The organism is Cryptosporangium phraense (genome assembly GCF_006912135.1).
Classification (GTDB): Bacteria; Actinomycetota; Actinomycetes; order Mycobacteriales; family Cryptosporangiaceae; genus Cryptosporangium; species Cryptosporangium phraense.
Map to the genome: position 1 here is coordinate 18,182 of NZ_VIRS01000025.1, position 21,683 is coordinate 39,864.

19 protein-coding genes are annotated in these 21,683 nt (G+C 70.5%); 16 read left to right on the forward strand and 3 right to left on the reverse strand.

The window, feature by feature from the left end:
* Window positions 1-292: 292 nt before the first annotated feature.
* The 5 genes from rpsA (at window position 293) to FL583_RS28945 (ending at window position 9,042) form a co-directional block, all read left to right on the forward strand.
* Window positions 293-1,792: a 30S ribosomal protein S1 gene (rpsA, locus tag FL583_RS28920; RefSeq protein ID WP_170323920.1), complete on the forward strand. Its 1,500-nt coding sequence runs from the start codon at window positions 293-295 to the stop codon at window positions 1,790-1,792.
* Between the two features lie 86 nt (window positions 1,793-1,878).
* Complete coding sequence (locus FL583_RS28925) at window positions 1,879-2,790, forward strand: hypothetical protein (protein ID WP_142708016.1); 912 nt, start codon at window positions 1,879-1,881, stop codon at window positions 2,788-2,790.
* A 70-nt stretch (window positions 2,791-2,860) separates the two neighbouring features.
* A complete protein-coding gene (gene coaE / locus FL583_RS28930) occupies window positions 2,861-3,826 on the forward strand; it encodes a dephospho-CoA kinase (protein ID WP_142708017.1) in 966 nt (321 codons plus the stop codon).
* 39 nt (window positions 3,827-3,865) lie between these two features.
* The gene (uvrB, locus tag FL583_RS28935) at window positions 3,866-6,040 is read left to right on the forward strand and encodes an excinuclease ABC subunit UvrB (protein WP_142708018.1); all 2,175 of its coding nucleotides are present in this window, start codon (window positions 3,866-3,868) and stop codon (window positions 6,038-6,040) included.
* A 1,796-nt stretch (window positions 6,041-7,836) separates the two neighbouring features.
* Complete coding sequence (locus FL583_RS28945) at window positions 7,837-9,042, forward strand: cellulase family glycosylhydrolase (protein ID WP_142708020.1); 1,206 nt, start codon at window positions 7,837-7,839, stop codon at window positions 9,040-9,042.
* 37 nt (window positions 9,043-9,079) lie between these two features.
* On the opposite strand, the gene FL583_RS28950 is transcribed toward FL583_RS28945, so the two are convergent.
* Complete coding sequence (locus FL583_RS28950) at window positions 9,080-9,376, reverse strand: antibiotic biosynthesis monooxygenase family protein (protein ID WP_142708021.1); 297 nt, start codon at window positions 9,374-9,376, stop codon at window positions 9,080-9,082.
* A gap of 385 nt (window positions 9,377-9,761) precedes the next feature.
* Between FL583_RS28950 and FL583_RS28955 the strand changes: the two genes are divergently transcribed.
* Both FL583_RS28955 and FL583_RS28960 read left to right on the forward strand, forming a co-directional pair.
* A complete protein-coding gene (locus FL583_RS28955) occupies window positions 9,762-10,721 on the forward strand; it encodes a TerC/Alx family metal homeostasis membrane protein (RefSeq protein ID WP_142708022.1) in 960 nt (319 codons plus the stop codon).
* Between the two features lie 91 nt (window positions 10,722-10,812).
* A complete protein-coding gene (locus FL583_RS28960; RefSeq protein WP_142708023.1) occupies window positions 10,813-11,811 on the forward strand; it encodes a TerC family protein in 999 nt (332 codons plus the stop codon).
* On the opposite strand, the gene FL583_RS28965 is transcribed toward FL583_RS28960, so the two are convergent.
* Window positions 11,791-13,386 (reverse strand): PucR family transcriptional regulator, encoded by a 1,596-nt coding sequence (locus FL583_RS28965; RefSeq protein WP_142708024.1) that lies wholly within the window; start codon window positions 13,384-13,386, stop codon window positions 11,791-11,793. The genes FL583_RS28960 and FL583_RS28965 overlap by 21 nt on opposite strands.
* 85 nt (window positions 13,387-13,471) lie before the next feature.
* Here FL583_RS28965 and FL583_RS28970 point away from each other — a divergent pair, with 85 nt between their 5' ends.
* From FL583_RS28970 to ppk2, 9 genes are all read left to right on the forward strand, one after another.
* Entirely contained in the window at window positions 13,472-13,936 is a 465-nt protein-coding gene (locus FL583_RS28970) for a nucleoside deaminase (RefSeq protein WP_240746844.1), read from the forward strand.
* Complete coding sequence (locus FL583_RS28975; protein ID WP_142708025.1) at window positions 13,933-14,859, forward strand: isopenicillin N synthase family dioxygenase; 927 nt, start codon at window positions 13,933-13,935, stop codon at window positions 14,857-14,859. The genes FL583_RS28970 and FL583_RS28975 overlap by 4 nt, the downstream gene beginning before the upstream one ends.
* Window positions 14,860-14,868: 9 nt before the next feature.
* The gene (locus FL583_RS28980) at window positions 14,869-16,272 is read left to right on the forward strand and encodes a purine-cytosine permease family protein (protein ID WP_142708026.1); all 1,404 of its coding nucleotides are present in this window, start codon (window positions 14,869-14,871) and stop codon (window positions 16,270-16,272) included.
* Window positions 16,273-16,325: 53 nt separating this feature from the next.
* A complete protein-coding gene (locus FL583_RS28985) occupies window positions 16,326-17,495 on the forward strand; it encodes a PAS domain S-box protein (RefSeq protein WP_142708027.1) in 1,170 nt (389 codons plus the stop codon).
* Window positions 17,488-17,862: an STAS domain-containing protein gene (locus FL583_RS28990; protein ID WP_142708028.1), complete on the forward strand. Its 375-nt coding sequence runs from the start codon at window positions 17,488-17,490 to the stop codon at window positions 17,860-17,862. The genes FL583_RS28985 and FL583_RS28990 overlap by 8 nt, the downstream gene beginning before the upstream one ends.
* Window positions 17,843-18,262, forward strand: coding sequence for an ATP-binding protein (locus FL583_RS28995; RefSeq protein ID WP_142708029.1), 420 nt, complete (start codon window positions 17,843-17,845; stop codon window positions 18,260-18,262). Before FL583_RS28990 ends, FL583_RS28995 begins: the two co-directional genes overlap by 20 nt.
* On the forward strand, window positions 18,250-19,278 hold the full coding sequence (locus tag FL583_RS29000) for a SpoIIE family protein phosphatase (RefSeq protein WP_142708030.1): 1,029 nt from the start codon (window positions 18,250-18,252) through the stop codon (window positions 19,276-19,278). Before FL583_RS28995 ends, FL583_RS29000 begins: the two co-directional genes overlap by 13 nt.
* The gene (locus tag FL583_RS29005) at window positions 19,275-20,480 is read left to right on the forward strand and encodes a sensor histidine kinase (RefSeq protein WP_142708031.1); all 1,206 of its coding nucleotides are present in this window, start codon (window positions 19,275-19,277) and stop codon (window positions 20,478-20,480) included. The genes FL583_RS29000 and FL583_RS29005 overlap by 4 nt, the downstream gene beginning before the upstream one ends.
* Window positions 20,481-20,554: 74 nt before the next feature.
* Entirely contained in the window at window positions 20,555-21,481 is a 927-nt protein-coding gene (gene ppk2, locus FL583_RS29010) for a polyphosphate kinase 2 (RefSeq protein ID WP_142708032.1), read from the forward strand.
* Here ppk2 and FL583_RS40410 read toward each other — a convergent pair.
* Window positions 21,478-21,651 (reverse strand): hypothetical protein, encoded by a 174-nt coding sequence (locus FL583_RS40410; RefSeq protein ID WP_170323921.1) that lies wholly within the window; start codon window positions 21,649-21,651, stop codon window positions 21,478-21,480. The two genes, ppk2 and FL583_RS40410, sit on opposite strands and share 4 nt — an antisense overlap.
* Between the last annotated feature and the right edge of the window lie 32 nt (window positions 21,652-21,683).

The window sequence follows — 21,683 nt, forward strand, 5'->3', positions numbered from 1 at the left end:
TACGGGTGGCGGAAATTCCCCTCCTGTCCCAGCTCGGGCGAGAGTGTCCCGGGGCAGGTAGAGGCGCGTTGGACCTTAAGGCCGCCTGCACGGTAGTCTTGAGAACGCGTTATGGGCTGACCGTGCCTCAGTAGGGAGCAGGCTCGCAGCCGTATGCGTGATCGGGTCTGAGTGCGCCCGAGTCGCGCCCGAGTTGGCAACCGGGGTGTGACTGGAGTGTTTCAGCCCGCGTCCGCGGCGGGCCCTTGACGCACGGCACCACTCAATGTCCCAATCCGGAGCAACCGCCCACATGACGAGCAGCACCGAGGCCCAGCCGACCACCCCGCAGGTAGCGGTCAACGACATCGGTTCGGAAGAGGCCTTCCTCGCCGCTATCGACGAGACCATCAAGTACTTCAACGACGGCGACATCGTCGAGGGCACGATCGTCAAGGTCGACCGCGACGAGGTTCTGCTCGACATCGGCTACAAGACCGAGGGCGTCATCCCCTCGCGCGAGTTGTCGATCAAGCACGACGTCGATCCGGCCGAGGTCGTCTCCGTGGGTGACCACGTCGAGGCCCTCGTCCTCCAGAAGGAGGACAAGGAAGGCCGCCTGATCCTCTCCAAGAAGCGCGCTCAGTACGAGCGGGCCTGGGGCACGATCGAGAAGATCAAGGACGAGGACGGCGTCGTCACCGGAACCGTCATCGAGGTCGTCAAGGGTGGTCTCATCCTCGACATCGGCCTCCGTGGCTTCCTCCCCGCCTCGCTGGTGGAGATGCGCCGCGTCCGTGACCTGCAGCCGTACGTGGGCCGCGAGCTCGAGGCGAAGATCATCGAGCTCGACAAGAACCGCAACAACGTGGTCCTCTCCCGCCGCCAGTGGCTGGAGCAGACCCAGTCCGAGGTCCGCAGCGAGTTCCTCAACAAGCTGCAGAAGGGCCAGGTCCGCAAGGGCGTCGTCTCGTCGATCGTCAACTTCGGTGCGTTCGTCGACCTGGGCGGCGTCGACGGTCTGGTGCACGTCTCCGAGCTCTCCTGGAAGCACATCGACCACCCGTCCGAGGTCGTCGAGGTGGGCCAGGAGGTCGAGGTCGAGGTGCTCGACGTCGACCTGGACCGCGAGCGCGTCTCGCTGTCGCTGAAGGCGACGCAGGAAGACCCGTGGCGTCAGTTCGCCCGCACGCACCAGATCGGCCAGGTCGTCCCCGGCCGGGTCACCAAGCTGGTGCCGTTCGGTGCGTTCGTCCGCGTCGACGAGGGCATCGAGGGTCTGGTCCACATCTCCGAGCTGGCCGAGCGTCACGTGGAGATCCCGGAGCAGGTCGTCAACGTCGGCGACGAGATCATGGTCAAGGTCATCGACATCGACCTCGAGCGTCGCCGCATCTCGCTGTCGCTGAAGCAGGCCAACGAGGGCGTCATCGACGCCGACTCGTTCGACCCGACCCAGTACGGCATGGCCGCGACCTACGACGAGGCCGGGAACTACGTGTACCCGGAGGGCTTCGACCCCGAGACGAACGACTGGCTCGAGGGCTACGAGAAGCAGCGTGAGGAGTGGGAGCGCCAGTACAGCGAGGCGCAGACCCGCTTCGAGGCCCACCAGAAGCAGATCGCGGAGGCCCGCGCGGCCGAGGCGAACGCGGCTGAGGAGACCTCGTACTCGTCCGACTCCGGCGCTCCGGCGAGCAGCACCAGCTCGTCGAGCACCAGCAGCCGTGACGACTCCGCGGCGACCGGCACGCTGGCGACCGACGAGGCGCTCGCCGCGCTTCGCGAGAAGCTGGCCGGCGGCCGCAGCTGAACAGCGGGCGGGCGTCCAGACGCCCGCCGGTAGCACCCGAGGGGGTGTCCCGTTCGTCGGGGCACCCCCTTCGGGTTCTCCGGCGGGTGCTCGTGCTGGCCGTGATCTGGGTCCTGCTCGGCACGGCCGGGCTCTACGTGATGCTCCGCTCGGGCGTCCCGCCCCGGCCGCCGGGTGAGGCCGTGCTCGACGGCACGGTCTCGTCCGACCTGCACGGCTGGACCGTCCGCTCGGCCGCGGACCCGGTGACGATGGAGCGGCGCACCGGCCTGTCCGGGCCGCGTCGCATCGACACCGCGGTCGAGCTGAAGCGTTCCGGCGACAGCGGGCCGTGGGCGTTCGCGCTGGTAGGCCTGGCCGATCCGGTCCGGTTCTTCCGGATCGACGGGGTGTACCGGATGCAGCTCTACGTCCGCGACCTCGACGCGTCCGGACGTCCGGTGACGCTGCAGGTCGCGAACGGTGCCGGTCAGCACCGGCCGACGACGGCGACCGTGGGTGGCGGGTTCACCGATCGGTCCTGGCACCGGCTGAGCCGGACGTTCGTCGCTACCGCGACGGCGTCCGAGGACACTGCGCTCTACCTGTCGCTGCCGCCGTCGGGTCCGTTGCACTGGCAGCTGACGCTGGCCAGCGTGACGCCTCTTTCGTTGTCTCCTCCTCCGGAGATCTCGTCGGCTCCTCGGACGCTTCCGGCTGGTGCGACGCTGCCACCCGGGTCCTACGTCGAGGTGGTGGTGCCCGCGGGTGGGACGCCGGCGTTGCGGTTGGGCTCGTTCGACGTCTTCGGGCCGGACGGGATTCGGCCGGTGGCGGACGGTCGTGCGCATCGGTACGGGGTCTATCTGGACGCCGAGAGCGCGTGGTTGTACGTCGACCGGAGTGTGCGGGGGGTGCTGTTCGCCCGGGACGTGGAGCGGGCCGGCGGGGAGTGGTCGTTCGGGGGAGTGGCCGGGTCGGGGCCGGTCTCGATGTGGGTGGGTGGGGTGCCGTCCTGATCGGGCTCTTCCGATCAGGGGGCCTGGTGGATCCGGGGTGCGCGGGCACCGGGGGTGCCAGGATGGGCGCATGCTGCGGATCGGGTTGACCGGTGGGATCGGGGCGGGGAAGAGTGCGGCAGCCGCCGCGCTCGCCGGGTTCGGCGCGGTGGTGATCGACGCCGATCGGCTGGCCCGGGAGGTCGTCGAGCCCGGCACGCCGGGGCTGGCCGCGATCGTCGAGGCGTTCGGGCCCGAGGTGCTGGCCGCGGACGGTTCGCTCGACCGGCCGAAGCTCGGGAAGATCGTGTTCGGGTCCGACTCGGCGCGCGCCCGCCTCAACGCCATCACGCACCCGCTGATCGGTGCGCTCACCGCGTCCCGGGCCGCGGACGCCCCGCCGGACGGCGTCGTCGTGCACGACATCCCGCTGATCGTCGAGGGCAACTCCGGGGCCGGGTTCCACCTGGTCGTCGTCGTGATGGCGCCGGAGGACGTCCGGATCAGGCGGCTGACCGAGCTGCGCGGGATGCCGGTCGAGGACGCCAAGGCCCGGATCGGGGTGCAGGCGACCGACGAGCAGAGGGTCGCAGCAGCCGACGTCCTGCTCGACAACGCGGGCACGCCGGACGAGTTGCGGGAGGCGGTCGGGGAGCTCTGGACGGAGCGGCTGCTGCCGTACGCGAACAACCTGGCCGGCGGAACGCCGGCCGAGCTGCCGCCGAACCCGGTGGCCTCCGATCCGCTGGTCTCCGGACGTCTGGCGTTCGCGCCGCTGCAGGCCGGCGCGGGGACGCCGGACCCGTCGGCGGCCGGGGCGTTCGGGCGCGCGGCGGCGCGCCTGCGCTTTCTTCTCCGAACGCCCGATCTGCCGGTCGACTCGACGCCCGGGCTTCCGGGGGTGCTCGATCTCCGGGTCACGGTGCCCGACGCCGAGGCGGCGACGGCGGCGTTGGACGGGTCGGGCTGGATCGTGGGGGCCTTCCCGGACGGAGCCGTGGCGTACTCGGCCGACCCCGGGGCACCTGGGCGTCTGTTCTTCGAGGTCGGTGCTTGAGTGGGAAGAACTGTCGGACCCGCGACGTACCGTTGAATCATGAGCCCGTCTCCCGGTCCCCACGCCCCTTCGGGGCTTCGTGACGATGCCGTGGCCCACGGCGAGACCACGTCCATCGTCCGGCGTCCCGGCCGGTTCGAGGTGGTCAGCGAGTACGAGCCGGCCGGTGACCAGCCGGCCGCGATCGACGATCTCGAGCGCCGGGTCAGGGCCGGCCAGAACGACGTCGTGCTGCTCGGTGCCACGGGCACCGGTAAGTCCGCGACGACGGCCTGGCTGATCGAGCGGCTCCAGCGGCCGGCGCTGGTGATCGCGCCCAACAAGACGCTGGCCGCTCAGCTGGCCAACGAGTTCCGCGAGCTGCTGCCGAACAACGCGGTCGAGTACTTCGTCTCGTACTACGACTACTACCAGCCCGAGGCCTACGTCCCGCAGACCGATACGTACATCGAGAAAGACTCCTCGATCAACGAGGAGGTCGAGCGGCTGCGTCACTCGGCGACGATGTCGCTGCTGACCCGGCGAGACACGATCGTGGTCGCCACCGTGTCGTGCATCTACGGCCTCGGTACGCCCCAGGAGTACATCGACCGGTCGATCCCGCTCAAGGTCGGGCAGGAGATCGAGCGCGAGAAGCTGCTCCGCTGGCTGGTCGACGTCCAGTACACCCGCAACGATCTGAACTTCACCCGCGGCACGTTCCGGGTCCGCGGCGACACGGTCGAGGTCATCCCGGCCTACGACGAGCTCGCCGTCCGCATCGAGATGTTCGGCGACGAGATCGAGAGGCTGTACCACCTCAACCCGCTCACCGGCGAGGTCGTCAACGAAGAGACCGAGCTGCACGTCTTCCCGGCCACCCATTACGTCGCGGGCCCGGAGCGGATGGAGCGGGCGATCCGCGGCATCGAGGCCGAGCTCGAGGAGCGGCTGGCCGAGCTGGAGAACCAGAACAAGCTGCTCGAGGCCCAGCGGCTGCGGATGCGCACCGCCTACGACATCGAGATGATGCGCCAGGTCGGCTTCTGCTCCGGCATCGAGAACTACTCCCGGCACATGGACGGCCGCGAGCCCGGCTCGCCCGGCTTCTGCCTGATCGACTACTTCCCCGAGGATTTCCTGCTCGTCATCGACGAGTCGCACAACACGGTTCCGCAGATCGGCGGCATGTACGAGGGCGACATGTCCCGCAAGCGCACGCTCGTCGAGTTCGGCTTCCGCCTGCCCAGCGCGATGGACAACCGCCCGCTGCGCTGGGAGGAGTTCCAGGACCGCGTCGGCCAGACCGTCTACCTGTCCGCGACGCCCGGCAACTACGAGATGGGCCGGGCCAAGGGCGAGTTCGTCGAGCAGATCATCCGCCCGACCGGCCTCATCGATCCGGAGGTCCTGGTCAAGCCCACCAAGGGCCAGATCGACGACCTGGTGCACGAGATCCGGGTGCGAGCCGAGCGCGACGAGCGTGTGCTGGTCACGACGCTCACCAAGAAGATGGCCGAAGACCTCACCGACTATCTGCTGGAGCTGGGCATCCGGGTGCGCTACCTGCACTCGGAGGTCGACACGCTGCGCCGCGTGGAGCTCCTCCGCGAGCTCCGCAAGGGCGACTTCGACGTCCTCGTCGGCATCAACCTCCTGCGCGAGGGCCTGGACCTGCCCGAGGTCTCCCTGGTGTCCATTCTCGACGCCGACAAGGAGGGCTTCCTCCGCAGCGAGACGTCGCTGGTCCAGACGATCGGCCGAGCCGCCCGTAACGTCTCCGGCCAGGTGCACATGTACGCCGACCAGATCACCCCGTCGATGCGCCGAGCCATCGACGAGACCAACCGCCGCCGCGAGAAGCAGATCGCCTACAACACCGAACGAGGCGTAGACCCCCAGCCGCTCCGCAAGAAGATCGTCGACATCCTCGACGACATCTACCGGGAGGCCGCCGAGAACGAGAGCGGCGACCTGATCGGTGGCTCCGGCCGCCAACAGTCGCGAGGCAAGTCGCCGGTACCGGGCCTGAAGTCGAAGGCCGCGACCGTGGGGGTGGGGGCACACCGGGAGGGGATGGCCCGGGCTGAGCTGGCGGACCTGATTCAGCAGCTGAACGACCAGATGCTGGCCGCGGCCAGGGAGCTGCAGTTCGAGCTGGCGGCGCGGTTGAGGGATGAGATCGGGGAGCTGAAGAGGGAGCTGCGGGGGATGGATGCGGCTGGGGTGAAGTAGCGCGCGGTTGAGCTTGCCGCGGCCCGGTCCGCGGCCGGGCGGCCCGGCGGCCCGGGCGGGCGGTCCGGCGGGTCCGGGCGGCCCGGGCGGGCCGGGCGGGCCGGGTCCGGGCGAGCGGTCCGGCGGGGCGGTCCGGTGGCGGGGCGGTCCGGTGGGGGCCGTAGGTCGGGCGAGGGCTGTGGTCGGCAGCGCGCGTCGCGCCCACCCGGGCTTAGGCTCGCCCCGCGGAATTTGGCCGCGCCCCTGCACCTCCGTGCTCGGCCGCGGTCGTGCCTAGCGCCTTGCCCGGCGTTCTACCTGTGTTCCGCGTTCTGCCCGAGCTCCGCGCTCTACGCACGCCTTGTGCCTGCACTCCGCGCCCTGCCTGTACCCCGCGTCCCACGCCTTGCCTTGTACCCAGGTTCCGCCCCGCGTTTTGCTCGCGCCTCGCGTTCTGCCCGCGCCCTGCGCTGTGTCCGCGCCCAGCGCTCTGCGCTGTGTCCGCCCTCTGCGCTCTGCCCGTACTCCCCGTCGCGCCCCCTTCTCCGCCTGTACCCGACGTAACCCCCGCACCCCCCGATCTGCCCTCGCACTGCGCCCAGCCCCATGCTCTGCCGGCGCCCCGTGCCGAGTCCACGCCCCCGCCTGTACCCCGCGTTGCGCCCGCGCCCCGCAGCCTGCTTCTCCACGGCGCTCCGCACCCACGGCCAACCGGGTGGCCTCCGTAAGCAGCCGGCCGCGTCTACGTCCGGCGCCTACGGCCACGCGGCGCCCGCTCTTCCGCCGGCGCGCAGGGCGAATTCAATACGCGTTGGCCGTCCATCGGACGCGCCCATCGCGTCCGCGCGCCTTCCACCTCGGCTGCACCACAGATGCTTCCCGCCACCACCTGCGGTCGCCATCACCCGCCTGTCGCCACCGCCACCGCCCGCCGGGCATCCGCAAGTCGCGCTTCTGTCGTCCGACCATGTCCCGGACACCCGCTGCGCGTTGCCGCCCGCCGCGTGCCCGCCTACTTCTGCTGGTCGCGTCCACCGTGCCCTCTGCCGCTGACCGAGCGGCGTCCGCCCACCTGGCGTCCGTCGTCGCCTACCGGGCGCAATGCCATCGCCAGTCGTGTCACCCTTCCGTCCACCGGTCTCGGTCACCCGCCGCCAGCGCCAGCCGCGCCACCTGCGTTCCAGCGCCGTCCCACCCATCGTGCGGCGGCCGTGTCACCCACCACGGCTGCGCCAACGTCGTCCGGCCGCTGCGGGCGCCGCGCAACCCTCCCGGGCGCAGCGGAGGTTCCGGCGCAATCAAGGCGGGTGCGTCGACGTCCGGCCACGCCACCTGCCGGTGCCGCCCGCCGCCCGCCGTCCGCCATCCGCTAGTTGTGTCCCCTCGTCGGGCTGCGCTGACCGTCGACCGGCAGCCGCGGGCGCAACCCTCCCGGGTGGGGCAGTCGAGGCCCGCGGCGCATCTGAGGCGGCTTCCCATCAGCATCGCCACCCGCAGTCCGGTGGGCGGGCCACCTACCGTCAACCAGCCGCACCACCCGCCGAGGGACCCCGCGCACCGACCGCGGCGCGGCCGAACTATCCACCTCAGCCATCCGCACCACCCCCCGGAGCAGCGGCAGAGCCCCCCGAGCGCGGCCGGGCCACCGCCATGAGCCGGCCGCCCGACGCGGGCCGCCAAGCCACCCCCGGTTGCAGCACAGGTACCAACAAAACTGCGCTACCGTCCGGCTCCCCGGCCGCACTCAGGCGTCCACCGGAGTGTCCCGATATGCCTCCCGTCAGGAACACGGATTGTTCTCACGGGAGGTACAGACGATGGATCGTCGTAAATTGCTCGGGGCCGCCGCGGTCGCCGTCCCCGCCATCGCCGGCGCCGCCCTGCTCAGCGACCTGGACTTCGGCACCGACCCTCGCGCGGAGACGTCCGAGGGCTTCGCGGGCCAGGCCGAGGAGGTGTCCGGCGACGCGGCCGTGGCACAGAACGCCGCTCCGCCGGTCATCGGGGTTCAGTTCCACGGCACCTGGGACATGTACTGGAACGGCACCGCGCCCAACACGATGTTCTACAAGCACCTCGACACGCTGGCCGCGAAGGGCGTCCAGGTCCTGCGCCTCGACGTCGGGTGGTCCTCCGCCCAGCCCACCAACGCCGCGCCGGCCGCGTCCCAGTGGTACCACCAGCGGATCAACACCGTCCTCGACGAGGCCCGCGCCCGAGGGATGCAGGTCTTCGTGACGGTCCACCAGTCGCCGGCTTGGGCCCGTCCCAACACCGGCAGCGAGGTGAAGCAGTACCCGACCGACCCGAACTCGATCAAGCCGTGGCTGACGTTCTTCGCGTCCACCTACGGGGCCAAGATCCTGGCGATCGAGGTCTGGAACGAGCCGAACCTGCCCGACTTCACCCAGATCGGCGACTCGGCCCAGCGCACCACGCGCTACGTCGCGTTCCTCAAGGCCGCCTACGCGGCGATCAAGGCCGGCCGCTCGTCGCTGCCGGTGATCTTCGCCGGACCGTGCCAGACCGACGACGTGTTCATCCGGGACTGCTACGCGGCCGGCGCCAAGGGCAACTTCGACATCATGGGCGTCCACCCGTACCAGGGCAACCAGACCAAGCCCCCGGAGTCGACCGACATCACCGGCAAGGCGCGCATGACCAACATGCCGGCGATCATCAACGTGATGGCGCAGTACGGAGACTCGGCCAAGCCGATCTGGTGGACCGAGTTCGGCTTCAGCGTGCACTCCAACGACGCGGTCCCGGCCGGTCAGGTGTGGCTGTACGGGGTACCGGACGACCAGACCTCGGCGTCCTACATCTCCCGGGCCTACTACCTGGCCTGGCAGCAGTGGCCCCAGGTGAAGCTGGCCGTCACGTACTGCGGGTACAAGACGCCGTCGGACAGCCTCGGCCACCAGTACGGCTTCCGGATCATGGAGGCCGACGGCACGGCGAAGCCGCAGCTCGTCGCTCTCTCCAACATCCGTCAGGCGTTCGGATCGTTGCAGAAGCTGTAGGACCGTAGGCCGGCCACTGACCCCCAGTGGCCGGCCTTCAGTCCGTTTCGACGTCCGTGAAGTGTTCGACGTGCGGGGGCGCGGCGAAGTACGGGCCGATCGCCGCCCGCCAGCGCCCGAACCGCTCGGTGGCCCGGAAATTCTGTTCGTGGGCCTCGACCGAGTCCCACTCGACCAGCAGCACGAACCGGCTCGGGGTCTCGACGCCCTGGGTCATCCGGACCGTCCGGCAGCCTTCGACGCCGATCAGCTCCTTCACCGCCGAGCGGTACGCATCCGCGAAGTCGGATTCCTGACCCGGCGCTACATCGATGAGCGCAACTTCCAGCACCATGCGCCTGAGCCTGCCAGATCGCGCGCGCCCGGCGCGAACAGACCGTTGCGACCTGCATCCCTCGTTCTGCAACATCCGCGCGGAAATCCGTCTACGATGGGCCCCAGGACAATTGGACGTTGATCACACTCCGCCCATTCCGGCGTGACGGGAAGCCGTGAAGACGGGTGAATGCCCGTTTCACCTGGTGACTTATCCCCACCCGGCGGTTGCGCACGCGCCTGTGCCCTTTACTATGGGAATCCGACGAGGGGAGTAGCCCCACGGTCCACCCGGTCAATACGGCGAGCGCGGAACGATCTTCCGTGTGAACCCCGGGCACCGGCCCGCTCCGGCGGGTAGCGAGACCTCGGACACGTAACGCTGCGCGTGATCCGGGAGAGTCATGACCGTTTCGTTGTGGGTGTGGGCCGCGACCATCGCCGGCCTGTTGGTACTCGTCGCCATCGACATCTGGCACGCGAGGCGTCCCCACCACGTCGGGTTCCGCGAAGCGACGACCTGGTCGGTCATCTACATCGTCGCGTCGATCATCTTCGGCGTGCTCATCCTGGTGTTCTCCGGGATGGACCACGGCACCGAGTTCTTCGCCGGCTGGCTGATCGAGAAGAGCCTGTCGGTCGACAACCTGTTCGTGTTCGCGGTGATCCTGTCGACGTTCGGGGTCCCCGACAAGCACCAGCAGAAAGTGCTGCTGATCGGCATCCTCGGGGCGCTGGTCATGCGGGCGATCTTCATCGCGGTCGGCGCCGCCGCCATCCACCGGTTCGCGTTCACGTTCGTCATCTTCGGCGCGTTCCTGATCTACACCGCGGTCAAGCTGGTGCGCTCGCACGGCGAGCAGCCCGACGTGGGCAACAGCCGGGCGGTGAAGATGCTGCGCCGGTTCATCCCGGTCACCGACGACTTCCCGGAGAACAGCGCGCTGACCGTCAAGCGCGACGGCAAGCGGCTGGCCACCCCGCTGCTGGTCGTCGTCGTCACGATCCTGTCGGTCGACCTGGTGTTCGCGCTCGACTCGATCCCCGCGGTGTTCGGCGTGACCGAGAGCCCGTACATCGTCTTCACCGCCAACGCGTTCGCGCTGCTGGGGCTGCGGGCGCTGTACTTCCTGCTGATCGGGCTGCTCGACCGGCTGGTGCACCTGCACTACGGCCTCGCGGTCGTGCTCGCCTTCATCGGCGTCAAATTGATCCTGCATTACGCGCACACGGTGTGGTCCTGGGTGCCGGAGATACCGACCGCGGTCTCGTTGGCGGTCGTGGTCCTGGTGCTCGCCGTGACCACCGTGACCAGCCTCCGGGCCACGAGGAAAGCTCAGGTTGTGAGGTCCGAACATGGTTGAGACGCGACACACGGCGATGTTTCTGTCGCACCATGTAAGACCGATGGCTTCTTCCGGGTATGTATGCGCCAGTCGACGAGAGGCCTGACCGGTGGATGTTCCTGCCTGGGTGGAATGGGGCGTGCTGGGCACGCTCTTCGTTCTGCTGGCCTTCGACGTCTGGGTGATCGGTCGTCGGCCGCACGAGCCGTCGATCCGGGAGAGCACGCTCGGCGTCATCGGCTACGTCGCGATCGCGCTGATCTTCGGCGTCGGCATCTGGTGGCTGGCCGGCGGCCGGTACGCGGGTGAGTACTACGCGGGCTGGCTGACCGAGTACAGCCTCTCGGTCGACAACCTGTTCGTGTTCCTGATCATCATGAGCCGCTTCAAGGTGCCCCGGATCTACCAGCAGAAGGTGCTGCTGATCGGCATCATCCTGGCGCTGGTGCTGCGCGGCCTGTTCATCGCCGCCGGTGCGGCCGCGATCGAGCGGTTCATCTGGGTGTTCTTCCTGTTCGGCGGCTTCCTCCTCTACACGGCCTGGAACCTGGCGTTCCACCACGAGGACGAGGAGGAGTTCAAGGAGAACGTGCTGATCCGCTGGTCGCGGCGGGTGCTGCCGATCTCGAAGGACTTCGGCGACGGCAAGCTGCGCACCCGCGAGAAGGGCAAGCGGCTGTGGACGCCGATGGTCGTCGTCCTGATCGCGATCGGCACCACCGATCTCCTGTTCGCGTTCGACTCGATCCCGGCGATCTTCGGACTCACCCGGGAGCCGTTCCTGATCTTCACCGCGAACGTGTTCGCGCTGATGGGGCTCCGCCAGCTGTACTTCCTGCTCGGCGGGCTGCTCGACCGGCTGATCTACCTCTCGGTCGGGCTCGCGTTCATCCTCGCGTTCATCGGCGTGAAGCTGATCCTGGAAGCCCTGCACGAGAACACGCTGCCGTTCATCAACGGCGGCCACCCGGTCGAGTGGGTTCCCGAGGTGCCGATCTGGGCCTCGTTGGTGGTGATCGTGGGGACGTTGGGCGTGACGACGTTGGCGAGCCTGTGGCGGTCCCGGCGGCCGGCGTCCGACCGGGAACTAACGTCGGTGGAGCACTGAGACGCAGACGCACGCGGCCAGCAGGGCCGGGTAGAGGTCCGGCGCGGCCGGCGAGTGGCCCAGGAGCGTCTCGATGCGTTCCAGCCGCTGGTAGAGCGACTGGCGACGGAGGTGCAGCGCGGCCGCGGTCTTGGTCGCGCTGGCGCCGTGCCGGAGGTAGAGCTCCAGCGTCCGCACCAGGCCGGTGCGGTGGCGGGCGTCCCAGACGATCAGCGGGCCGATCGTCCGTTCGACGAACGCGTCCAGCTGGCCCGGGGCGGCTCGCCGGCTGAGCTCGAGTTCGAGCGCGAGCGTGCGGGCCGCGACGATGACCGGCCGGCTCCCCGGCCGGGCCGCCCCCCGGGAAGTCCCCGCCAAGGCCAACGCCAGCGCAGCCCGCGCCAGCTCCAACGACGCCGCCCACGCAGCGGTCCCGCCTGCAGCGGTCCCGCCGGCGGCGGTCCCGCCGGCGGCGGCTGCGCCCGGCACCGCGTAGCCCAGAGCCACCGTCACCTGGGGCGCTCCGGATCGCCGACCGGCGTCCGCAAAGGCAGTTTCGAGCGCACCGACCGGATCCCCGGCCTCGGGCGCCACCACCAACGCCAGGACCGACTCGCGCACCCGCGCGCGCAGCGCGGACGTGCCGAGCAGGCGGGCCGCCTGGTCGACCAGCGTGACCGCGGGCCGGGTCTCCGGCGCGTCGATCGCGACGCCGATCAGCAGCCGCCCCGGTGGCGGCCGGAAGCCCGCCAGACCGGTCCGGACGACGGTCTCGGCCGGCGCCGGAGCCGCGCCGCCGACCAGGTCGGACAGGAAAGCGGCGGCGTGCCGCTCGCGCTCGGTCGGCGGGTCGCCGGTGCGCAGGATCTCGACCGCGAGCGCGGTCGCGGTCCGCTCCACGGTCGCGGCCAGATCCTCGGGCGCGAGCGACGAGCCACCCGCCGCCACCACCCGGCCCCACGACCGCCCGTGCACGATCACCTCGGACGACGCCTGCGCGGAGTCCACCGCCCGCCAGGCCGCGTGGTCGTCGGGAACGCCGTGGGACGCGACGAGCGCCCCGCTCGCGGTGGTCAGCACGGTCGCGGTGCCGGCCACCTCGGCCGCGGTGCGGAGCAACCCGGCCACGCCCGCCCCGGAGATCAACGCCTCGTTGAGGGCCCGGGTCACCCGATCGCCGAGTCGCAGGCGACGGGCCGCCTCGTCGACGATCGCGGTGTTCGCGGCCTCGCACATCCGGATGAACGGCACGACCGCCCGCAGCGCGATCAGCGGTAAGCCCCGCCGCGACGCCTCGTCCGCGAGCTCCGCGGGCAGCTCCGGGAACGTCCGGCCGATCTCCACCGCGAGCCCGCTCACCCCGGCGTCGACCAGCTCGCGGACGTAGTGACGGCGGGCGCCCGCGTCGCTCCCGGCCAGCCCGAGACCGGTCGTGAGCAGCAGTTCTCCGCCCGACAGCAGCGGCCCGATCTCGTAGATCTCGCTCGAGTGCACCCAGCGCACCGCACGGCCGAGCGCGTCCTGCCCGGTGAGCACGAGTGGTCGCGCCTCCCGGACCGCCTCGAACTCGAGCACCTCGGCCAACGTCAGCGCCACTTGTCACCCCGTCGGCTCGGCACCCCCACAGTATGGACGCCGCGTCAGTTGTCCGGTTGTGGTAGTCGGGCGCACAGTAAACGCCATGATGATCCAGGATCCGGCCGCGTTGCTGGCGGTGGCGGTCGAGGAGGCCAGGGCCGGCCTCGCCGAGGGCGGTGTCCCGATCGGGGCCGCGCTCTTCGGTACCGACGGCAGGCTGCTCGGGCGGGGTCGCAACCGGCGGGTGCAGGACGGCGACCCGTCGCTGCACGCGGAGACGAGCGCGTTCCGCAACGCCGGCCGCCGCCCGACCTACTTCGACACGATCATGGTCACCACGCTCTCGCCGTGCTGGTACTGCTCCGGGCTGGTCCGCCAGTTCGGCATCGGGCAGGTGATCATCGGCGAGGCCACGACGTTCTCCGGCGGCCACGATTGGCTGGCCGAGCACGGAGTGCGGATCACGCTGCTCGACGACCCGGAGTGCGTCGGGCTGATGAGCGACTTCATCCGGGACCGCCCGGAACTCTGGGCCGAGGACATCGGCGTCGAGATCGAGGCCACATGATCACCTCCATCGACCTGCGCGACGACCCGGCCACCGTCGCGGAGCAGATCGACGCGACCCTGCAGCAGTCCGGGTTCATGCTGGTCACCGGCCACGGCGTCCCGGCCGAGTTACGGGCCGAGGTACGGAAGGCCTCCCGCGGGTTCTTCGCACTCGACCCCGCGGTGAAGAACCGGTACGCCGCCACCGTCGGCGGCCGCGGGTGGCTGCCGACCGGCGTCGAGGCCAACGGATATGCCGAGGGCACCGAGACGCCGCCCGACCTCAAGGAGACGTTCGCGATCGGCGCCGACACGCCGGTCGGCGATCCGGTCGTCGACGACGCCTGGTTCCTCCCGAACGTCTGGCCGTCCGAGGTGCCCGCCCTGCGGCGCACCCTCCTCCAGTACGAAACCGCGATGCGGACGCTCGCCGATCGGCTGCTCCGGGCCTGCGCCGACGCCCTGGGTCTCGAAACGGACTTCTTCGTACCCACCCACCCCACCTGGACGCTCAACCTCAACTGGTACCCGTCCCTGGGCGTGGTCGGCGAGCCGGAAGAGGGCCAGTACCGGATCGGCCCGCACACCGACTTCGGCACGCTGACGCTGCTCGACCGCGAGTACGGCAGCGGCGGCCTGCAGGTCTTCACCGCCGACGGCGTCTGGGTGGACGCGCCCTACGACCCGGACGCGTTCACGATCAACGTCGGCGACCTGCTGGCCCGCTGGACCGGCGACCGGTGGCTCTCGGCCCGGCACCGGGTGCTGCCGCCCCAGGCCGACGCCCCGGACGAGGACCTGGTGTCGCTCGTCTACTTCTACGAGGCGAACCACGACACGGTCGTGCACACGCTCGAACCCCCGATCGGCCGCACCGCGCATCCGCCGGTGGTCAGCGGCGACTTCATCCGTGAACGGCTCGACGCCATCACCATCAACTAGGAGGCAGCCGTGACGGTCACCGAAGAGCCGATTCGCGAGGGCGAATACGGCACCCGGGTCGTCGCCGTCGAACCCGGCGGCATCGAGAAGATCCCGCTCGCCGACCGGCACGGACGCCCGCTCAACCTGTTCTGGACCTGGGCGTCCCCGAACCTGGAATTCGCGACGATCTACCTGGGCGTCCTGGCCACGCTGGTCTTCGGGCTGACGTTCTGGCAGGCCGTGCTGGCGATCGTCCTGGGCAACGCGCTGTCCTCGGTCGCGCACGGCATCCTGTCGGCGCGTGGGCCGGTCCACGGCGTCCCCGAGATGGTGTTGTCGCGCGGGGCGTTCGGGTTCTGGGGCAACCTGCTCCCGGCCGGGTTCCTGGCCGTGACCGCGGGCATCGGGTGGTTCGCGGTCAACAGCGTCAGCGCCACGTTCGCGCTGAATTCGCTGACCGGTCTGCCCAAGTGGCTGTGCCTGGTGGTCGTGGTGCTCGCGCAGGTCGCGATCGCGTTCTTCGGGCACAACCTCGTCCACTCGTTCGAGCGGTGGGCGTTCCCGGTGCTGGCGGTGATCTTCGTGATCGGCTCGGTCGTCGTGCTGAGCAAGTCGCACCCCGGGGCACCGGCCGGCGCCGGGATACCCGGCGTGGGGACGGCCGGGGGATTCCTGCTCACGCTGGCGGCGGTGTTCGGTTACGGCTCCGGCTGGAACCCCTACGCCTCCGACTACACCCGGTACCTCCCGCCCGACACGAACCGGCGAGCAGTCGGCTTCTTCGCCGGTGCCGGGATCTTCGTCACCTGCACGCTGCTGCAGATCGTCGGGGCCGCCTCGGTGACCGTCGGGCCGCCGGCCTCGGACAACCCGACGACCGCGTTCGTCGACACGATGCCGTCGGTGCTCGCGAACCTCACGCTGCTGGCGATCGCGATCGGCGGCGTGTCGGCCAACGTGCTGAACATCTACTCGGGCTCGATGTCGTTCCTGACGATGGGCGTGCGGCTGCCCGCCCACCTGCGCCGGGCGCTGGTCGCGGTCACGTTCGGCGTCATCGGGTTCCTGGTCGCGCTCTCCGGCCTGGAGGACGCCGGACACAAGTACGAGAACTTCCTGCTGGTCATCGGGTACTGGATCGCGCCCTGGCTCGGCGTGGTGCTGGTCGACATCTGGCTCCGCCGGAACGACACCGACGGCAGCCGGATCGCCCCCGTGCTCTACGACCGGCGCTACACGAACTGGGCCGGGCCGATCGCGATGGTGCTCGGGCTCGTCGTGTCGATCGGCCTGTTCTCGAACCAGACCCAGTTCAGTGGATACGTCGTGCGAGAAGCTCCCAGCATCGGCGACATCACCCCGATCGTCGGATTCCTGCTCGCGGCCGTCGTCTACTTCGCGATTCGCCTGCCCATCACTAGGCGTACATAAGTAACTTTTGGTACATATGGTGTCACCAAGTGCGAGCTTTGCGGGAGGCTGGCGTGGGTGACCCGACGTACGAAGAAGGCACCGAGTACCGGGAGATGGTGGACGCCATCTCCGACTTCGGGCTGGTCCGGCTGGACGGTTCCGGGCTGATCCGGGGCTGGCACGGTGCGATGACCGACATCACCGGCTACCCGGCCGACGAGGTGCTCGGCCGGTCGGAGGCCCTGCTCATCCCGGACGACGACGCCGACGAGATGCTGCGCCGCGAGCTGGAGAAGGCCACGTCCGAGGGGCGCTGCGTCGCCGAGGGCTGGCGGAACCGCCGGGACGGGGGCCGCTTCTGGGCCACGATCACGATCACGCCGCTGCCGCACACCGGCGGCTACGTGATGCTCTTCCGCGACCTCACCGAGCGGCGCGACCAGGAGATCGCGCTGCGCAGCATCGAGGACATGCTCGACAGCATCACCGACTACGAGGTGATCCGGCTCGACGCCGACGGCAACGTCCAGTCCTGGAACCCGGGCGCCGAACGGCTCCGCCAGTACACGGCGGAGGAGGTGATGGGCCGGCCGGTCTCGATGTTCTACGCCGAGGACGAGGTCCGGAGGGGCGTCCCGGAGCGGGAGATGGCCGCGGCGGTGCGCGAGGGCCGGTTCGAGGCCGAGGGCTGGCGGTTGCGCCGCGACGGCAGCCGCTTCTGGGCCAACGACGTCCTGAGCCCGATCAAGAGCCCCGACGGCGAGGTGATCGGCTACGTCAAGGTCGCCCGCGACCAGAGCGACCGACGCGAGGCCGAGCAGATCGTGGCCCGCCAGCGCGACGAGATCCTCGAGCTCTCGACGCCGGTCATCCAGGTCTGGGACGACGTCCTCGTGCTGCCGGTCATCGGGACGCTGGACAGCGCCCGCGCCGCCCGGCTCACCGAGAACCTGCTCGAGCGGATCGCCCGCGACCAGGCCGAGGTCGTGATCCTCGACGTCAGCGGCGTGCCCGCGGTCGACACCGAGGTCGCGCAGCACCTGCTCAAGACCGTGGAGGCGGCCCGGCTGATGGGCAGCGTCAGCGTGCTCTCCGGCGTCCGGCCGGAGACCGCGCAGGCCATCGTCCACCTCGGGATCGAACTCGGCACGCTGCGCTGCCGCAGCAACCTCAAGGACGCCCTGCAACTGGCTCTTCGTCTCGTGGGGGCGCCGCTGGGAACCGAGACCGTCGATGCCTGACGACGTCCCGATGATGCGGATCGGCTCGAATCTGCTGGTCACGCTGCAGGGCGACCTCGAGGACGCCACCGTCGAGCAGATCGAGCGCGTGGTGACCCGGGAAGTGGCCCGGATCCAGGCCCGGGGGATGCTGATCGACATCAGCGGGCTCTCGCTGGTCGACTCGTTCGTCGCCCGGGTCATCGCCCGGCTCGTCGGGATGGCCCGGTTGCTCGGGGCCCGGGCGACGCTCGTCGGTATGCAGCCCGCCGTCGCGCTCACGCTGGTCGAGCTGGGTGTCTCGATGAAACACGTGCACACCGCGCTCAACGCCGAGCAGGGCTTGGCCCGCCTCCAGGGACTACGGGATGACCGTCTCGACGGATAACGCGCACCTCGTGACGATCGGGGCCGAGTCGGACCTGCTCCGGGTCCGGACGACGCTGCGCGCCGAGTCCCAGGTGGCCGGCCTCGGCCTCACCAGCGCCACGAAGTTCATCACGGCCGGCAGCGAGCTCGCCCGCAACATCGTCCGGTACGCGCTGCACGGGCAGGGCGAGGTGCTCATCGAGGCGCTCGAGGAGGGCAGCCGGAAGGGCGTCCGGGCCACGTTCACCGACGCCGGCCCGGGCATCGCCGACCTCGACGCGGCGATGACCGACAACTTCACGACGGGCGGCGGCCTGGGCCTCGGGCTCCCCGGCAGCCGGCGGCTCGTCGACGAGTTCTCGATCGACACCGGGCCCGGCCGCGGGACCACGGTGGTGATCACCCAGTGGGGTCGGTAGACGCGGGCGTCCGGAACTCGACCCACACCCAGGTCGTGGTCTCCGACGACACCGCGGTGGGCGAGGCCCGTCGCATCGCCCACCAGCTGGCCGCCGGGCTCGGCGCCGACGACGTCGGCATCACCCGGGCCGAGCTGGTCGCGACCGAGCTGGGGATGAACCTGCTGCGTCACGCCGAGCCGGGCGGGTGGCTCCTGCTCCGCGCGGTCCCGCCCGGCGGCGTCGAGATCCTCGCGGTCGACCGCGGCCCGGGGATCCGCGACCCCGAGGCCGCGTTGGACGGCCGCGCACCGGCCCCGAAGGGCCTCGGCTGCGGTCTGGCGTCGGTCCGGCGCGCGTCCACGCTGGTCGACCTCTACACCCGCGTCGGTTCCGGCACGGTCGTCCTCGCCCTCGTCGATGTTCTCGATGCGGACGCGGCCCCGCGCGCGCCGCGGGCCTGGGCCGGCGTCTCGGTCGGCCTGTTCGAGGCGAACGGCGACGGCTGGTCGGTCGTCGAGTCCGACGACGGACGGCTGGCCGTCGCCGTGGTGGACGGCGTGGGGCACGGCGTCGCGGCCTCGGTCGCCGCCGACGTCGTCCTGGACGTGTTCGGCAGCGCGCCGACCGAGCTGACGGCGTTCGCCGGCCGGGCCAACGAGGCGGCCCGGGGAACGCGGGGCGCGGTGGCCACGCTGTGCGTCCTCGACCCGGCCGCCGAGCGGATCTCGTCGCTGGCGCTGGGCAACGTCAACGGGCGGGTGTTCACCGGCGGGGCCGAGAAAGGCATCGTCACGTACAGCGGCAGCCTCGGGCTGGGCAGCCAGGTCCCGTCGGCCCGCATCCAGCACCACGACTGGCGGCCCGGCGCGACGCTCGTGCTCTGGACCGACGGCCTGCGCAGCCGGATCGACGTCAGCGGCTACCCCGGGTTGTTCGAGCACGACGCCGCTGTCGTGGCCGCGGTACTGCACCGTGACCACGCCCGCGGCACCGACGACGTCACCGTGGTCGTCGTCCACCGGGGTGCGTCGTGACCGGGGGATCGTCCGACGTCGGCGCGCTCGTCGCGGAGATCAAGGCCCTGCGGGCCGAGCTGGACGACACGAGCCGCGGCCTGATGGCGCTGTACGCGGAGCTGTCGGCGCAGACCGACGCCCTGGAGCGGGCCCGGGTCGCGGCCGAGGACGCGACCCGGGCCAAGGCGGCGTTCCTGGCCGACATGGGCCACGAGATCCGCAACCCGCTCAACTCGGTGATCGGCTTCGCCGAGCTGCTGGGCGAGACCGAGCTGAGCGGAGAGCAGGCCGACTACCTCCGCCCGATCCAGGCGGCCGGCGAGCACCTCCGCAGCCTGATGGACGACCTGCTCGACTTCTCCAAGCTCGAGGCCGGTCACTTCACGTTCGAGTCGATCACGTTCGACCTGGTCAGCTGCATCGAGGACGCGCTGGCGATCGCCGCGCCGCAGGCCGCGGCGAAGGAGATCGGGCTGGCCGCGGTGTTCGAGCCGGACTCCCCGCGCACGGCCCGCGGTGACCCCACCCGGATCCGCCAGATCCTGGTGAACCTGCTGGTCAACGCGGTCAAGTTCACCGCCGAGGGCAACGTCTGGGTCGAGTTGACCTGCCGGAACCGGGACAGCGGCCGCGCCTGTCTCTCGCTTTCGGTGCACGACACCGGCATCGGGATCGCGGCCGACGCGCTGGAGCGCATCTTCGTCCCGTTCGCGCAGGCCGACGTGTCGACGACCCGGCGGTTCGGCGGCACCGGTCTGGGCCTGTCGATCGCCCGGGAGCTGAGCCAGCGGATGGACGGGGAGCTCACGGTCTCGTCCGAGCTCGGCGTCGGGTCGACGTTCACCAGCACCGTGCACCTGGAGATCGACCGCGCGACGATCACCGAGCCGGACGACCAGCCGCTGACCGGGCGGACCGTGCAGCTGACCCACGAGGACGCGGTTACCGAGCGTGCGCTCGGGGTACATCTGGCCAGCTGGGGAGCGCAGGTCCGGCCCGATCCCGAGGGCGCGGTGCTCGCCGTGGTCGGCGCGGAGCGGTTGCCGGAGACCGCACCGGGCGTGCCGGTCCTGGTCGTGGCGCCGCTGTCCACCCGGCGGTCGGAACTCGACGTCGCTCCCGGCGTGACCGCCGTTCTGCACAGCCCGCTCCGGCGGGCGCACCTGCGGGCGGCGGTGGACGAGGCGCTGGCCGCGGCGACCGACCCGCACCTGGCCTGACCTCGTTCACCGCCCGTTCACGCGGCTAGGCGACGGTTGCGCAGGAACGTGAACCAGGCGGGGAAGGGGCGGCAATGACCGACCAGACGACCAGCGAGCGGGACGGCGCCGAGCTCTACGACGAGACCGGCCGCTTCGTGCTGGCGCGCGCACAGGGTTACAAGGTCGAGGACAACCCCGAGGACGACCCGGTGCTGCTGCACGCCGACGGCACCCCGGTCGACACCTGGCGCGAGGGCTACCCGTACGACGAGCGGATGAGCCGGGACGAGTACAACCGGGTCAAGCGTCTGCTCCAGATCGAGCTGCTCAAGCTGCAGAACCACATCAAAGAGACCGGCCAGCGCCTGGTCATCCTGTTCGAGGGCCGGGACGCGGCCGGCAAGGGCGGCACGATCAAGCGGTTCATGGAGCACCTGAACCCTCGGGGTGCGGTCGTGGTCGCGTTGGAGAAGCCGACCGAGCGCGAGCAGACCCAGTGGTACTTCCAGCGGTACGTCGCGCACCTGCCGGCCGCGGGCGAGATCGTGATGTTCGACCGGTCCTGGTACAACCGGGCCGGCGTCGAGCGCGTGATGGGCTTCTGTACGCAGGATCAGTACGACCAGTTCTTCGAGGACGTGCCGAAGTTCGAGCAGATGCTCGTCGAGAACGGGACGCACCTGGTCAAGCTCTGGTTCTCGGTGACGCAGTCGGAGCAGCGCACCCGGTTCGCGATCCGGGAGATCGACCCGGTCCGGCAGTGGAAGCTGTCGCCGACGGACATCGCCTCGCTCGACAAGTGGGACGCCTACACGAAGGCGAAAGAGGCGATGTTTCTGCGCACGGATCTGTCGATCGCGCCGTGGACGGTGGTGCGGAGCAACGACAAGAAGCGCGCCCGGGTCGAGGCGATGAAGTACGTGCTCTCGCGGTTCGACTACGCCGACAAGGACGAGGAGATCGCGGGCACCCCCGATCACCACATAGTCGGCAGCGCCGCCCACGTCCTGCCGGACTAGTTCGCGAAGAACCTCGACGGGCTGAAGGCCAGCCAGCTGAGGTAGGCGGTGAGTAACAGGCCGAGGAGCGCTGCGGCGAGGCGCGGCGCTCCGTGCGGCAGCGCGTCGACGAGGACGCACGAAACGAGGAGCACGACGCCCGGCGCTGCCGGGTGTACCCGCTTGGTCACACATCGATGGTCGGGGGCCACGCACACCACGG

Excerpts from the sequence above, each read along its gene's own strand:
- rpsA (WP_170323920.1), top strand. The coding sequence starts at position 293 with ATGACGAGCAGCACCGAGGCCCAGCCGACCACCCCGCAGGTAGCGGTC.
- coaE (WP_142708017.1), top strand. The coding sequence starts at position 2,861 with ATGCTGCGGATCGGGTTGACCGGTGGGATCGGGGCGGGGAAGAGTGCG.
- uvrB (WP_142708018.1), top strand. The coding sequence starts at position 3,866 with ATGAGCCCGTCTCCCGGTCCCCACGCCCCTTCGGGGCTTCGTGACGAT.
- FL583_RS28945 (WP_142708020.1), top strand. The coding sequence starts at position 7,837 with ATGGATCGTCGTAAATTGCTCGGGGCCGCCGCGGTCGCCGTCCCCGCC.
- FL583_RS28950 (WP_142708021.1), bottom strand. The coding sequence starts at position 9,376 with ATGGTGCTGGAAGTTGCGCTCATCGATGTAGCGCCGGGTCAGGAATCC.
- FL583_RS28955 (WP_142708022.1), top strand. The coding sequence starts at position 9,762 with ATGACCGTTTCGTTGTGGGTGTGGGCCGCGACCATCGCCGGCCTGTTG.
- FL583_RS28970 (WP_240746844.1), top strand. The coding sequence starts at position 13,472 with ATGATGATCCAGGATCCGGCCGCGTTGCTGGCGGTGGCGGTCGAGGAG.
- FL583_RS28975 (WP_142708025.1), top strand. The coding sequence starts at position 13,933 with ATGATCACCTCCATCGACCTGCGCGACGACCCGGCCACCGTCGCGGAG.
- FL583_RS28990 (WP_142708028.1), top strand. The coding sequence starts at position 17,488 with ATGCCTGACGACGTCCCGATGATGCGGATCGGCTCGAATCTGCTGGTC.
- FL583_RS28995 (WP_142708029.1), top strand. The coding sequence starts at position 17,843 with ATGACCGTCTCGACGGATAACGCGCACCTCGTGACGATCGGGGCCGAG.
- ppk2 (WP_142708032.1), top strand. The coding sequence starts at position 20,555 with ATGACCGACCAGACGACCAGCGAGCGGGACGGCGCCGAGCTCTACGAC.